The organism is Pantoea sp. SGAir0430 (assembly GCF_043549295.1).
Window position 1 is genome coordinate 1,702,402 of the sequence record NZ_CP039427.1, and the last position, 14,851, is coordinate 1,717,252.

Consider the following 14,851-nt stretch of genomic DNA (forward strand, 5'->3'; position numbering starts at 1 on the left):
ATTCGTTGCCTATTGCAACTATGACTTCTCGTTGCGATGCCGATGGGGCTGACCCGCTACGCTTAAATTATTTAATGGAGATGAAGATTGATTTTATGGTGCTCCTGACCAGGCATTAACGATTAATCCTGCGCCGGAAATAAACAGAATGACGTCTATCAGCACGGCAAATTGTGTGACTGACAGTCTCTGGACTATCACCTTCGTGCTCAGAGTGCCCAGCATAATGCCACTGCCCACTAACACACCGGTGAGCACAACCTGCATTGAGAGCGCCTGCTGGAAGGCGAACGTACTGACCTTGCTGAAATATAACAGCAAGGCACTCGATGCTTCCGTGCCAATAAATGCGCCACGACTCAATCCATAGGCGGTAAAAATCAGCACGCTCACCGGTCCGGTGGAGAGAACCAGTCCGGTCAGAAAACCCACCACGCCACCACAAAACCCTAACTGCTTTATCGAGAGCGTCCAGTGACTGTTTTTCAGGTTGCGTCTGACCAAAATCATCACCCAGAAAAACAGACCCAGCGCGCCATCAATGATCCAGGCAGGTAAAGAGAGCAGCACATGTGCGCCTAATGACGCAGCTGGCACGCCAGGAAGGCTATAGGCCAGAGTGGCGCGCCAGTCGATTTCACGCCACCAGACCGCGATGCGCGAGAGATTTCCCAGGATTGCAGCGATAGCCATGACCGGCATCGCCACTCTGGGGCCGAAATTGCTGACCATCAGCGGCAGCAGCAGTAACGAAGAACCGGTGCCGATGATGCCACTCAGCGCCCCGGAGAGGATCGCGATCAGCGTCACAAAGAGATAATCACCCACTGACTTTCCTCATTTTCAACGGCAAAGCACGCATCTTAATGAGGGCAATTCGATCATAATATCGATAAATATTGCCCACCACTGATACTAAAAGTCACAGATGAAAAAACGTAACCTGCCGCCGTTGAATGCATTGCGGCTGTTCGAAACGGCCGCGCACGCCAACAGCCTGAGTGACGCGGCTGAGGAATTAGGGATGACTCACGGTGCCGTTAGCCGCCAGATCAAATTGCTCGAAGAGTGGCTGGGACAACCGTTATTTGAACGCCAGGGACAACGCAGCGTGGCGGCGGAACATGCCCGGGCTTTTGCCGCAGAGATCAGCACCGCTTTTGACATCATCAGCGATGCCGCAGTGCGCTTTGGCAAAACACCCAACACCCGCACGATACGCGTCAATGCGCAAACCACCTTTGCGATGCACTGGTTGATCCCGCGCCTGCCGGCATTCCACAGCCAATATCCTGACATTGAAATCTCGGTATCCACCTCAAACAGTTCGGAGGTGAAAGGGCTATCTGGCTTTGACGTATTGATTCGCCGGGATGCGCTGAACAAACCTGAATGGCGTTACTTTGAGAAGAAAGCGTTATTTGAGGAAAAGCTCACCCTGATTGCCGCGCCGAAACTGTTAGCCACAAAAACGCTGAACACCCCTGCAGACCTGGCGACCCACGTTGTCGTGTTATCCAGTACGCGGTCAGGCGAGTGGGAACGGTGGATGAAGCAGGCTGGCGTCGGCGAGGTGCGTCCGGAACGTTTTCAGCGATTCGAACACAATTATATTAGTCTGCAGGCGATTATTGATGGCGTCGGTGTGGGTATCGGTGGAATACAAATGCTGGGACATGACCTGCAGGGCAACCGGCTTGTCACCCCGTTAGCTATTCAGGCGAAGGGAAGCCGCTACGTGGCGTTAATTGCGCCTGACGTGGATAAATCATCGTCGCTAAACCGCTTTGTCGCATGGCTGGAACGGGAAGCATCCGCTTAATACCCGCCTGGTCGCTGCCAGAGGGGTATGTCGGGGCTTTTTCGGCAGGCACTACGGTGCGGACTCCACCACTTCCTGGCGCGGACGGAACACATGATCGCTGCCCTGCGCCAGCAAACGCTGCAGCAGCTGCTGGCCGCCGCGATCGTCCGCCTGGGCAAACAGCCGCTCGGCTTCGGTGATCGGCGTCGCCCACAGCAGATTTGGCCGATCGCCGTCGCGCTTCGGCAGCCGCAGCTGTGCACTTTCGCCCGCCAGCCCGTTGGCCAGCAGGAAGCTTTCAAAGCCGACCGGCGCAACTTCCGACGCCAGCGTGTGCCCTTCGCCAATCCACGTCAGCCGCGCCCACGGCAGATGAGCAAACTCCGCCAGCGCGCTGGCCATCTGTACCGCGTTGGCCTCGGTCATCACTTCGCCATCCACCGCCATCGCCAGCTCTACACGCCGGTACTGCGGTGCCAGCTCATCAAACAGGTAATCCACCTGCGGCATCGGCCGGATACTCATGCCGAGCGTGAAGAAATACCACACGCCGTTATGCCAGTGCTGCGAAATCGCCATTGGCGGCCAGTTGCCCTGATCGATGGCGTAATATTTTACCGACTCACCAAACTGCGCCTGGTAACGCTGCAGCAGCTCGCTCTGCACGCGATCCCACTGCTGGCCATCGTGCCAGTCACGCCAGAAATGACGCTGCTGTTCGGCGCGCGCGTAGTAATCGTTGGTGGAGGCTGAACCGAGCGGCGCGGTGAGACGGTTTTCTTTGATGCAGCCCGCCGAGAAGCTGACCTGCTTATCCTGATACAGGCTCCAGCCAGGGATCACCGCCAGCAGCTGGCCGTAATACCACAGCGCGGCACCGTCGTCGCTGGGCTCCCACAAAATCTGCAGGCCGGCCGGATCGAGCATCGGCTCCGCTTCCAGCGTGCGGCAATAGCTGGCGCTGAGCAGCGGCGCAATACCCTGCTCCATCGCTTCGCGATCTTCCTGCGCCGGTGCCGGCAGCAGATTGCGCAACCAGCAGCCGCGCACGGCGTACTGACTGCGGAACAGGTCGTTCGGCCAGATATAAAAATAGGCGGTACGCGCATCCTGTTCGACAATGGCGGTTAAAGTGTGTTGCTGATTCGGCACCTCAGCAATCAGAGGTTGGTGTGTCATAACGCCTCGACAATGCCTGGAGGGATCCATTTTCCCCGAGAATAGAGCAGGATCGGCACTCGCGCCATGTGACACAAGGGTAAAACTCTCAAAGTGCGCCAGGCCATCGTTCAGCCCGGCTTAAGAATGGCGGGGGCAGCGGCGGCGAAGCTTCAGATTTTTTTGCGATTCTTTTACCGCTTCGCATGCTATTGTCAGCGCACTCTTCTGTTGCGGAGCTGTCGTCATGGTGCTGCAAAGCCTCGATCTCAATCTGCGCGAAATCGTGATTCTCGCCCTGCTGCTGTGGCTGTTTGTCCGCTATACGTGGGTGATGGCAGCCCTGACGCTGATCGTCGCTGCCATCGCGCTGCTGGTGCTGCTGCCGCTGGATATCTACTACACGCTGGTGCCGCTGGCGCTACTGGGCGTTGGCCTGGGCATGCTGCTGCATCACTATCAGCAGCGCCAGCTCCTGCTGAAACGCGAGGCGCGCACGCCGCGCAGCTACACCAGCAAGCAGGATGAATTTCACCTGTAACGCGGATCGCGCCCCATGCGCTGCATGGCACGCGCCCAGGCGCCACGCTGGATTGACCAGCGCAACAGGGCGGCAATCAACGCGATCTGCTTATCAATCCGCCATTGCGCCACTGGCCCGATCGGCTGTTGCATCAGCTGTTGCGCCCAGTCGGGCAGCAGACCACAGCCAGCCCGCAGCATGACGCGCATCGCCGGTTTCGCCTGCCAGCTGGGTGCTGGCGCATTAAGCAGCAGCTGCATCACTTCGTGAGTGCGCGCATCGTAAACCAGCTCTGCCCGCATCGCCTGTAAATAGGCCTCAACCGCCTCTACGCTTTTCGGCACCTGCTGCGCACCAAGCGCTTCCGCCACCCGCGCCGCTTCGGCGTAATAACGATCGCGATCGGCGAGGCTGAGCTGTGGATTTTTGTAGCGCAGATGCGCGGCCAGGAAGCGGCTGGTTTCTGCAACGTGCACCCAGGTAAGCAGATGCGGATCGCTGGCGGCATAGGGTTTGCCGGTGTTATCGATGCCGGTGACGCGCAGATGGATGCGTTTGACCCGCTCAATCAGCGTATGCGCATCGGCGGTGTTGCCGAAGGTGGTGACCGCGATGAACTGGCTGGTGCGCCGCAGCCGGCCGAGCATGTCCTGGCGGAAACTGGAGTGATCCCACACGCCCGCCAGCGCCGCCGGATGCAGCATCTGTAGCATCAGCGCGCTGATGCCGCCGCACAGCATCGCGGGAAAGTCGCCGTGCACCTGCCAGATGATGTGGTCAGGACCGAACAGGCCGGGATCGCCCGGCGGTTGAGAGATGTCAAATTCGTTGAGCGACAGGCCGTTAAGTCGAAAGACCTGCTGTTCGATGCGGTGGCGGAGATTCATTTGTTCGTTCTTGCGCTAATGACCTTTTCCCTCACCCTAGCCCTCTCCCGCGCGCGGGAGAGGGGGCAGTCCGCTGAAGCGGGCAGGTCAGAGGATAATATCCGCTAAAAGTCGGTTTGATCGGTTCCCTCTCCCGCCGGGAGAGGGTTAGGGTGAGGGAAACCAGGATAACAAACCCTCAATTACAAATAATCGAACTGCGCATCCTGGGTTCTGACCGAATCCAGACCGATCATCACGTTGAATTTGCCCGGCTCGGCGACGTGCTGCATCTTCTGATTCCAGAACTTCAGCGCATCGACATCAATCTTAAAGCGCACGGTCTGCGACTCGCCGGCCTTCAGCATAATGCGTTGGAAGCCGCGCAGCTCCTGCACCGGACGGCTGATACTGGCAACCGGATCGTTCAGGTACAGCTGCACCACCGTGGCACCATCGCGTTTGCCGGTATTCGTCACCGTCACGCTGGCTTCCACCGTGCCGTTACGCGGCATGGTCGGGGCAGACATCTTCACCGGCGACACGCTGAACTGGGTATAGCTCAAACCGTAACCAAACGGATAGAGCGGACCGTTGACCGCGTCGTAGTAGTGCGAGGTGTACTTGTTCGGCTTCTCGAAATTGTATGGACGGCCGGTTGGCAAATGATTGTAATAAATCGGAATCTGTCCGACCGAGCGCGGGAATGACACCGGCAGTTTGCCCGATGGGTTGTAATCACCGAACAGCACATCGGCGATGGCGTTACCGCCCTCGGTACCGCTGAACCAGGTCTCCAGCATCGCATCCGCCATGCGGTCCTCATTCACCAGCGCCAGCGGACGGCCATTCATCAGCACAATCACCAGCGGTTTCCCGGTGGCTTTCAGGGCCGCCAGCAGCTTCTGCTGGCTCGGCGGGATCACCAGGTCGCTGCGGCTCGACGCTTCATGCGCCATGCCCTGCGCCTCGCCCACGGCCGCCACTACCACGTCCGCTTTTTTCGCCTGCGCGACCGCTTCGTCAATCAACTGCTGTGGCGAACGGGCATCGACGCTGACCGCCTGCTCATACAGGTTGAGGAAGTTCTGGATACCTTTGTTATCAGAAATATTGGCCCCTTTGGCATACAGCACGGTGCCTTTGCCGGCCATGGCGCTGCGCATGCCCTGCAGCAGCGAGACAGATTGCTTCGCCACGCCCGCAGCCGACCAGCTGCCCATGATATCGCGCTGGCTATCGGCCAGCGGTCCCACCAGCGCCACGGTCGCTTCTTTCTTCAGCGGCAGGGTTTCATGCCAGTTTTTCAGCAGCACCATACTGCGGCGCGCCACGTCGCGCGCTTCCGCCCGGTGCAGGCGGCTTTCCGCATTGGTGTCCTGCGGATCGCTGCCTTTCGGACCGAGATGGCTGTACGGGTCGTTGAACAGGCCCATGTCATATTTAACGTTGAGCACGTGACGGGCCGCATCGTCGATTTCCGCCATGCTCACCGCGCCGCTTTTCACCAGCCCCGGCAGGTATTTGCTGTAATACTCGTCGCTCATACTCATGTCGATGCCGGATTTCAGCGCAATACGCACGGCATCCTGCGGATCGCTGGCGACGCCGTGTTTGATTAACTCTTTGATGGCACCGTGATCGCTGATGGTGATGCCTTTGAATTTCCAGTCGTTGCGCAGAATATCTTTCAGCAGCCAGCTGTCGGCGGTGGCCGGGGTGCCGTTCAGCGAGTTGAGCGCCACCATCACGCCGCCGCTGCCGGCATCCAGCGAAGCTTTATACGGCGGCAGATAATCCTGGAACAGGCGCTGCGGGCTCATGTCGACGGTGTTGTAATCGCGACCGCCTTCCACTGCGCCGTAAGCTGCAAAGTGCTTAACGCTGGTCATGATGGCGTAGCGGTCGGCGGCGCTCTTGCCCTGCATGGCTTTGACCATCGCACTGCCCATCTGCGAGGTGAGGTAGGTATCCTCGCCAAATCCTTCAGAGCCGCGGCCCCAGCGCGGTTCGCGCGACACATCCACCATCGGCGCCCAGGTCATGTTGAGGCCATCGTCTGCCGCTTCATAGGCGGAGATGCGTCCCACTTCGCTAACGGCTTGCAGATCCCAGCTGGCGGCGAGGCCGAGCGGGATCGGGAAAATGGTGCGCTGGCCGTGCACCACGTCATAAGCAAAGAACAGCGGCACCTTCAGGCGGCTGAGCTGCATCACCTGATCCTGCATGGCGCGGATATCCGGACGCGTTACCGTATTGAAAATCGCCCCGACCTGGCCGTGCTGAATCATGTCGCGAATCGCCTCTTTTGGCGTATCCGGACCGACGCTGATCAGGCGCATCTGCCCAATCTTTTCATCCAGCGTCATTTTGCTCAGCAGCTGATTAACAAAGGCGTCGCGCGCCTGTTCCGTCATTGGATGGGGGCCGAACAGGTCATCCGCAAACGCGGGTTGCACGGCAAGGGAAACAGCGAGGCTAACAGAGTAAATCCATTTCATCAGGTCGGGTTCTCTTAAGTAACTGCGCAATATCGAAATAACCGGGGCAGTGTGCCACAAGATGAGGATAGCAGGTAGCCGCCATTGTCACACTGCGCCCCCGTGGCCGACGCGTGCTACAGTAGAAACGCCACGTTAACGACAAGGATAGGCTAATGAATAACAACACCTCACACCCTGCCCTGCTGTCCGAGCTGCGCCGTTTGGTCGGCGCATCACAGCTGCTGACCGACGCGGAGCAGACCGCGCGCTATCGTAAGGGTTTCCGTTCCGGCGAGGGCGATGCGCTGGCGGTGGTTTTCCCCGGCTCGCTGCTGGAGCTATGGCGCGTGCTGCAGGCGCTGGTACAGGCCGATGCCATCGTGCTGATGCAGGCCGCCAATACCGGCCTGACCGAAGGTTCAACGCCCAACGGCAACGATTACGATCGCCCGGTGGTGATCATCAGTACCCTGCGTCTCGACAAACTGCAGCTGATCGATGGCGGCAGGCAGATTCTCGCCTTCCCCGGCAGCACGCTGTATCAGCTGGAGAAAACCCTTAAACCGCTGGGGCGCGAGCCGCACTCGGTGATTGGCTCCTCGTGCATCGGCGCCTCGGTGCTGGGCGGCATCTGCAATAACTCTGGCGGCTCGCTGATCAAACGCGGCCCGGCCTACAGCGAAATGGCGCTGTTTGCGCAGGTGGACGCCGACGGCAAGCTCCGGCTGGTCAACCATCTGGGCATCGAACTCGGTCATTCGCCGGAAGAGATTCTCGGCCGGCTGGACGACGAGCGCTGGCAGCCGGATGACGTGCGCTGGGATGCGCGTCACGCGTCCGACCACGAATACGCCGAGCGGGTGCGGGACATTCACGCCGATACACCGGCGCGTTTCAACGCCGACCAGCGGCGCCTGTTTGAAGCGTCAGGCTGCGCCGGCAAACTGGCGGTGTTTGCCGTGCGGCTCGACACCTTCCCCACCGAGCCGAAGCAGCAGGTGTTTTACATTGGCACCAACGACCCGGCGACGCTCGGCGAGCTGCGTCGCCACATGCTGGCGGAGTTTACCCATTTACCAGTCGCCGGTGAGTACATGCACCGCGATATTTTCGACATCGCCGAGGTCTACGGCAAAGACACCTTTGTGATGATTGATAAACTCGGCACCGATAAAATGCCGCTGTTTTTCACCCTCAAAGGCCGGGTTGATGCCTGGCTCAGCAAGCTGAGCTTCGTTAAGCCGCACCTGACCGATCGCCTGCTGCAACGCATCAGCCGCTGGTTCCCGGCGCACCTGCCGAAGCGCCTGAAGCAGTATCGTGACAAATACGAGCACCACCTGATGCTGAAGATGTCCGGCGACGGCGTGGCCGAAGCGCAGGCGTATCTGCAGGAGTATTTCCGCGAAGGCGGCGGTGAGTTCTTTGCCTGCGACGCCAAAGAGGGCGCGCACGCCTTTTTGCATCGTTTTGCCGCAGCCGGTGCCGCCGTGCGCTATCACGCGGTGCACGCTGACGAAGTGGAGGATATTCTGGCACTGGACATTGCGCTGCGCCGCAACGATCAGGAGTGGTTTGAGCGCCTGCCGCCGGAGTTTGATAACGATCTGATTCATCGCCTTTACTACGGCCACTTCTTCTGCCACGTGTTCCATCAGGATTACATTGTGAAGAAAGGCGTAGATGCCCATGCGCTGAAGGAGAAGATGCTGGCGATCCTCGCGGCGCGCGGCGCGGAGTATCCGGCAGAGCATAACGTTGGCCATCTGTATGCGGCCAAACCGCAGCTGCAGGCGTTTTACCGCCAGCTCGATCCGACCAATACCTTTAACCCGGGCATCGGGAAAACCAGTAAGCAAAAAGGCTGGGCGGTGAAAGCCTGAGTCAGATCTGCCGGACCCGTAGCGGCGCGATTTATCGCGCGGGTTTGCTGCATCAGAGGCAAACCTTAGCGCAATGAATTGCGCCGCTACGGTCTCGTGCCATTATGGCAACGCTTCACCTTCATTTTGCGTCGCCGGCAGCGCGCGGCGTTCGATGATCATGGTCTGCGGCGTCGACAGCACGATGCCCTCTTTGCGCAGGCGCGTCAGGATATCGAACAGCAGATCGCTTTTCGCACCGGAAATCTGGCGCTGGCTGGCGACGTTGCCGGTCACGCTCAGCACAATGCCGGCCGGCGTCAAATCTTTAAACGAAACCGACGGCTCCGGCGTTTCGAGAATACGCTCGTTCTCGCGATACACGTCCAGCAACAGTTCGCGCACCTGCACCGGATCGATATCCAGCGGGAAGGTCAGCTGAATCGTCACCACGCCCTGCGCATTGCCCATGGTGGCGTTACGCACGTTCTGCGAAATCAGCTGCGAGTTCGGCACAATCACCGTGGATTTATCGCCCAGCTGAATCTCAGTCGCACGCACGTTAATACGGCGAATATCCCCTTCGATGCCGCTGATGCTCACCAGATCGCCGACCTTCACCGGACGCTCGGTCAGCAGGATCAGACCGGAGATAAAGTTCTTCACGATCTCCTGTAAGCCGAAACCGATACCCACCGACAGGGCGCTGACGATCCACGCCAGCTTGTTCCACTGCAGCCCCATAATCGACAGCGTCAGCAGGATAATCAGCACGTAGCCGATATTGCTGAACAGCGTCACCAGTGACACGCGCATGCCGATATCCATGGTGGTCTTCGGCAGGAACTCTTTGTCCAGCCAGCGCCGCACCGAGCGCAGCACGTAGATACCCACCACCAGACACAGAATGGCGTTCACCATGTGCGCCGGCACAATGTTGAGCGACTCCAGCCCTTTGCCACCCCAGAACTCAATGACTTTCTGGATCAGCTCAATCGGCGTGGACGAGGCAAACGTGCCGTTGAGCAGCGCCAGCGCGACAAACGCCACCAGCAGGGTTTTCCCCACGGCGCTGAGCAGCGTTGCCGCCTGCTGCAGATAGCGCTCGTCAATATTCAGTGAGGTCTGCAACCGCTTGCCGGTCGCGTTGTTGGTGGAGAACAGGCTTTCACAACCGTCGTTGATCAGATGACTGAGGAAGTAGAACGAGCCAAACAAGATGCCGCACCAGATCACTTCATAGCTGAGAAAGCGCGCCAGCGTGACGTAGCCGACAATCAGCGAAACCAGAATCGCCACGGCGGTGACCGTCAGCGCCAGCTGCACCAGGCCGACGACTGTGGGACGCGCTTCCGGCGGATTGCCGGCCTGCGCCATGCGACGACGCACGCGATTGGTGCGCATGCTGATCGCCAGCCCGGTGCAGCCAATCAGCAGCGCCGTCAGGCCGTTGGCAAAAATGGTGGTGTTCAGGCTGGTGCCGACCGTGTAGTTAAACGACTCGGCGGTCTGGAAGATAAACACCAGCGCGGCGGTAATCGGCGGGAACGGCTTCAGCGCCAGCGCCACTTCACTGGAGATGCTCGGCAGACGCCAGCTCGGGCGGCGCGTTGACAGAAATGCGCGGCCGAGACCGGCGATCAGTCCGCAGTAAACGCTGAGCTGCACCAGACGGCTGATAAAATCCTGCACGTCACTGGACACTTCATCGCGCCGCACAAACGCCAGCGAGAGAAAGTTAAAGGTCAGCACCACGGCCGCCAGCGTAGTCAGCGCAATCGCCGCGGCGAGGAAGCTGCGGCGCAGCCGCCCTTCCGGCAGTTTGTGAATGCTGACCCACGCCAGAAACTCTTCGCTGTAACGCCGGCCCAGCGTCATCACCAGCAGCGCCGCCAGCAGCCAGCCGACCGTGCCCACGCGCCAGCCCGGCTCCCACGACAGCGCGGCGGTATCCTGCAGCTCGCTGATAAAGTCGCCAATTTTTTCGCCATCCAGGTCCTGACGGCTGAACAGCGGTGACCAGAAGCGTGGCCCTAAAATACTGCCGGAGTTGAGCGCCAGCTGGCTTTTCAGCTGATCGCGCCGCAGGTTGACGATCTGCGAGGACAGCACCAGCGCCCCGTTTTTGATGCCGTCGGCCTGCTTGATCTGATCATCCAGCTTGCCCTTCTGATTCTCCAGCGCGGCGCGTTTGCGCGTCACTTCCGGCGTCTCTTTCACGCCGCTGTCCGCCTTCGGCGCCGGGCCGAGCACCGCCAGCTGCGCATCCAGCTGCTGACGCTGCGGAATCAGCGCCTGGCCGAGGGTTTCCGCATTACCTGACAGCTCCAGCGCCATCTCATTGAGCTGGTTGAGCTGGTTTTCGTTGGTATCGCCAGACACCTGGCCCTTAATTTTGTCGAGGATCTTCTGCATCTTCGGCAGTTCAACCGCCGGATTGACCTTCGGTGCCGCGTCTTCTTCCTGCTGCGCGGGCGCGGCGTTGTCATCCGCATAGCTGAGCGCCGGCGTGAATAACACCAGTAGCAGCAGGAACGGGGTAAACAGAGAACGAAACTTGAACATATGAGTGAGATTCCAGCGCAATAACAGCCTATAAACGCAAGGTTGACCGTGAATGGTCGCCAGTGTAGGACTTTGCCGTCAGGGAAACTATAGGAATGGTGGCGTAAAACATTGGTGCTAACGATAAGAAATTTTGTTCATTTAAGCGCCGTTGACCGTCAGTCACGCGCCACCACAATACACGGCGCACTCCTTTGCGCCGCTACGCTGAGTAACGGGTTGCGCTACTCCACGTCCGCACTGCTGGCAAGCTGCGACGCTTTCTGCTTTTTGTACGCCAGCGCGGCCGCCGGCACCGGCGCCGCCTTGCCGGTTTCCAGCCAGTCGCGCAGGCGGTTGGCATCGGCAAAGTGGGTATATTTGCCAAACGCATCCAGCACCACCAGCGCCACCGGACGGTTATTAATCATGGTACGCATTATCAGGCAGTGACCGGCCTCGTCGGTGTAACCGGTTTTGGTCAGCTGAATGCGCCAGTCATTTTTGTACACCAGATGGTTAGTGTTGCGGAACGGCAGCGCGTAGCTGGGGTGTTTAAACACCGCCGTCTCCTCTTTGGTGGTGCTCAGCTGACCAATCAGCGGATACTGGCGCGTGGCCTTGAGCAGCTTCACCAGATCTTCCGCACTGGAGACGTTGTGCAGCGACAAACCGGTCGGCTCCACATAGTGGGTGTGCGTCATGCCGAGCGCGCGCGCTTTGGCGTTCATGGCGCGGATAAAGGCATCGTAACCGCCGGGATAGTGATGCGCCAGGCTTGCCGCCGCGCGGTTTTCCGAGGACATCAGCGCCAGCAGCAGCATGTTGCGGCGGCTGATTTCACTGTTGAGCTTCACGCGCGAGAACACGCCGCGCATTTCGGGCGTCTGGCTGATATCCACCGACAGCATTTCGTCCATCGGCAGTCGGGCATCCAGTACCACCATCGCGGTCATCACTTTGGTGATCGACGCAATAGGCCGCACCCGGTCCGGATGGCTGGAAAACAGCACTTTATTATTATCGAGATCGACAATCAGCGCGCTGCCGGAGGCGATTTGCGGCTGGGCAATCGGCGCCAGATCGGACAGTTTTGCTGCGGCGGCGAGCGCCGGAGTCATCACAGCTGGCGCGGCGACAAACAGCGCCAGCGACAGCAAAGAAATACGCATTTTTACAGACATCGTGTCAAAAAAATCCGGTGAGGAGGTTTGCGCTGTGTTGTAACACAGGCCGCCGGCGTCAGGCCTGATGCGACGCGGGCTGGCTGCGCTATCATACGCGCTCATCTGCGAAATTTCTTAGAGAGATTGTTTCCGGGCGTTAAAAAAGGCGGGCATAACAGTCGCTGCCAGGCGCAGCGGGATCAGTCAGGTCGCCATAGCTGACGACCTGACCCTTATCACGGTCAGAACAAGCGTGGTCCGTAACCCCACAGAATCACCGTCAGCGCCAGCAGCACCTCAAACACCAGCACGCCAATCGCCAGCGTCGAGCCGGAGAAGCGCAGGCTCTCTTCACGGTCAATGTTAAGGAATACCGGGATGCCGACGTACAGCAGATAGCCGGTGTACATCAGCGCTAACGCTCCGGCCAGTACGCACAGCCACACCAGCGGATAGAGCGCCACCAGCCCGCTGATGAACAGCGGCGTTGCCACATATCCGGCAAACACGGTGCAGCGCTGGATGCTGGGACGCTGCGGATAGTCGCGCGCCATCCAGTGAATGACGCGGCCCATCACCGCCACACCGCCTAAGATGATCAGGTAAAACAGAATGCCGAGACCAATACCGGTCAGCATGTTGAGTTGCACGAACTGCCCTTCGCCCAGGTTCCAGCCCAATTGCGTGGTGCCGATAAAGGCGCAGATCACCGGGATCGCCGCCATCAGCAGAACGTGATGGGTGTAGTGGTGCGAAACGCTCTCGTTTTCCTGCTTGATATCACGCATCTCCTGATTGGGATGCGCCAGAAGACCCCAGACATGATTCATACAATCACTCCTCTGATGCGACGGGCTGCCCCAGCGATCAGGCTGTCCAATGCAGGCAGCTTCAGTTCAAGTATAATCGGCGCGGCTGTTTTTGCGGCCAGCGGCACAAAAAAAGCCGCAGCCAGCTAGACTGTTAGCTGTATCGCTTACCCAGGGAGGAGCAATTGCACATCGATATCAATGGATTAATCACCCAGTACGGTTACCTGGCGCTGCTGATTGGCTGCATTGCCGAAGGGGAAACCTTTACCCTGCTGGGCGGCGTCGCGGCGCACGAAGGCCTGCTGCACTTCAGCGGCGTGGTGCTGGCGGCGATGGGCGGCGGCATTATTGGCGATCAGCTGCTGTTCTGGCTTGGCCGCCGCTATGGCACGCGCATTCTGCGGCGCTTCCGCAAACATCAGGACACCATTAAAAAAGCTAACCGGCTGATTCAGAAGCACCCCAGCCTGTTTGTGATTGGCGTGCGCTTCATGTACGGCTTTCGCCTGATTGGACCGATTATTATTGGCACCAGCCGTCTTAAGCCGCTGCGCTTTTTCGTGCTTAACGTCATTGGCGCCGCGCTGTGGGCGCTGATTTTTGTCACCCTCGGCTACTTCGCCGGTGAAATTATTACGCCGTGGCTGCACAAGCTTGATCAGCACCTCAAGCACTTCATCTGGCTGGCGGCGGCAATTGTGTTCGGCATCGTGCTGCGCTTTGTGATTCGCCGCTGGAACCGCCGCCGCGCCGGTTAACTGTGGTAACCCTTGAACTGCGGGTTGGCCAGCATGAAGCCGCCGTCGACCACGAATGACTGCCCGGTGGTGTAAGTGGCCCATTCCGAGCACAGCCACGCCACCAGACTGGCGATTTCGCGCGTATCGCCAGGGCGGCCAATCGGGATTTCCGGCATGCGCCGGCTGTGCGCCTCGCTGTTGCTCATGTCGTTCATCGGCGTAGCGATGGCACCCGGCGCCACGGCATTCACCAGAATGTGGTGCGGCAACAGGCTCAGCGCCATCGATTTGGTCAGCCCGCCAAGCGCATGTTTGGCTGCGGTATAGGCAGCGGCATCCGGCAGCGGCGCATGCTCATGCACCGAGGTGATGTTGATGATGCGCCCGCCGTCGCCCTGATCGACCATATGCCGTGCGGCAATCTGGCCGCAGACAAAGGCGCCGTCAACGTCAACGGTAAAGACTTTGCGCCAGTCCTCAAAGCTCACATCGAGAAAATCGGCTTTGGTCATCACGCCGGCATTGTTCACCAGCACATCAATGCGACCCAGCGAGTTGATCAGCTGCGCCAGCTGCTGCCCGCCAGCCTGCGGATCGGACAGATCGAGCTGCCGCACCTGGGCCTGCTGGCCTTTACTCTCCACCAGCCGCGCGGTCTCCTGCGCGCCCTCTTCATCCGAGCGCCAGGTAATGCCGACGGTGTAGCCGGCCTCAGCCAGCATTAAGGCGCAGCTGCGTCCAATCCCCGAATCTGAAGCGGTCACTACGGCGACTTTCTGTTTGCCCAGTGTCATAACGTTCTCCTGCCTGATGGGTGTCTTCACAGTATAGAAGTTATCGTTCTGTGCCACGTCGCAGCCGATTCTGCCGTTTCGTCTATAGTTAACAATCGG

12 protein-coding genes are annotated in these 14,851 nt (G+C 59.3%); 4 read left to right on the forward strand and 8 right to left on the reverse strand.

The window, feature by feature from the left end:
- Positions 1-93: 93 nt before the first annotated feature.
- On the reverse strand, positions 94-828 hold the full coding sequence (locus E7738_RS08205; RefSeq protein WP_394516282.1) for a sulfite exporter TauE/SafE family protein: 735 nt from the start codon (positions 826-828) through the stop codon (positions 94-96).
- 100 nt (positions 829-928) lie between these two features.
- On the opposite strand from E7738_RS08205, the gene E7738_RS08210 reads away from it, so the two are divergent.
- Positions 929-1,822: a LysR substrate-binding domain-containing protein gene (locus E7738_RS08210; protein ID WP_394516283.1), complete on the forward strand. Its 894-nt coding sequence runs from the start codon at positions 929-931 to the stop codon at positions 1,820-1,822.
- A gap of 51 nt (positions 1,823-1,873) precedes the next feature.
- Here E7738_RS08210 and E7738_RS08215 read toward each other — a convergent pair whose 3' ends face one another.
- A complete protein-coding gene (locus E7738_RS08215; protein ID WP_058769485.1) occupies positions 1,874-2,983 on the reverse strand; it encodes a suppressor of fused domain protein in 1,110 nt (369 codons plus the stop codon).
- A gap of 226 nt (positions 2,984-3,209) precedes the next feature.
- Between E7738_RS08215 and E7738_RS08220 the strand changes: the two genes are divergently transcribed.
- The gene (locus E7738_RS08220) at positions 3,210-3,503 is read left to right on the forward strand and encodes a DUF983 domain-containing protein (RefSeq protein ID WP_150361787.1); all 294 of its coding nucleotides are present in this window, start codon (positions 3,210-3,212) and stop codon (positions 3,501-3,503) included.
- On the opposite strand, the gene E7738_RS08225 is transcribed toward E7738_RS08220, so the two are convergent.
- Both E7738_RS08225 and bglX read right to left on the reverse strand, forming a co-directional pair.
- Positions 3,494-4,372 (reverse strand): oxygenase MpaB family protein, encoded by an 879-nt coding sequence (locus E7738_RS08225; RefSeq protein ID WP_058775313.1) that lies wholly within the window; start codon positions 4,370-4,372, stop codon positions 3,494-3,496. The two genes, E7738_RS08220 and E7738_RS08225, sit on opposite strands and share 10 nt — an antisense overlap.
- A 182-nt stretch (positions 4,373-4,554) precedes the next feature.
- On the reverse strand, positions 4,555-6,852 hold the full coding sequence (bglX, locus tag E7738_RS08230; RefSeq protein WP_031279874.1) for a beta-glucosidase BglX: 2,298 nt from the start codon (positions 6,850-6,852) through the stop codon (positions 4,555-4,557).
- Between the two features lie 155 nt (positions 6,853-7,007).
- Here bglX and dld point away from each other — a divergent pair, with 155 nt between their 5' ends.
- Positions 7,008-8,717: a D-lactate dehydrogenase gene (gene dld / locus E7738_RS08235; protein ID WP_058757837.1), complete on the forward strand. Its 1,710-nt coding sequence runs from the start codon at positions 7,008-7,010 to the stop codon at positions 8,715-8,717.
- Between the two features lie 102 nt (positions 8,718-8,819).
- Here the strand turns inward: dld and E7738_RS08240 are convergent, their stop codons facing one another.
- From E7738_RS08240 to E7738_RS08250, 3 genes are all read right to left on the reverse strand, one after another.
- Complete coding sequence (locus tag E7738_RS08240) at positions 8,820-11,261, reverse strand: DUF3772 domain-containing protein (protein WP_021508473.1); 2,442 nt, start codon at positions 11,259-11,261, stop codon at positions 8,820-8,822.
- A gap of 224 nt (positions 11,262-11,485) precedes the next feature.
- Complete coding sequence (gene pbpG / locus E7738_RS08245; RefSeq protein WP_058758039.1) at positions 11,486-12,424, reverse strand: D-alanyl-D-alanine endopeptidase; 939 nt, start codon at positions 12,422-12,424, stop codon at positions 11,486-11,488.
- A 224-nt stretch (positions 12,425-12,648) separates the two neighbouring features.
- Positions 12,649-13,236 (reverse strand): Yip1 family protein, encoded by a 588-nt coding sequence (locus E7738_RS08250; RefSeq protein ID WP_021508475.1) that lies wholly within the window; start codon positions 13,234-13,236, stop codon positions 12,649-12,651.
- Between the two features lie 164 nt (positions 13,237-13,400).
- Here E7738_RS08250 and E7738_RS08255 point away from each other — a divergent pair, with 164 nt between their 5' ends.
- Positions 13,401-13,976 (forward strand): DedA family protein, encoded by a 576-nt coding sequence (locus tag E7738_RS08255; protein WP_021508476.1) that lies wholly within the window; start codon positions 13,401-13,403, stop codon positions 13,974-13,976.
- Here the strand turns inward: E7738_RS08255 and E7738_RS08260 are convergent.
- Positions 13,973-14,752: an SDR family oxidoreductase gene (locus E7738_RS08260; RefSeq protein WP_394516284.1), complete on the reverse strand. Its 780-nt coding sequence runs from the start codon at positions 14,750-14,752 to the stop codon at positions 13,973-13,975. The genes E7738_RS08255 and E7738_RS08260 overlap by 4 nt on opposite strands.
- Positions 14,753-14,851: the final 99 nt, after the last annotated feature.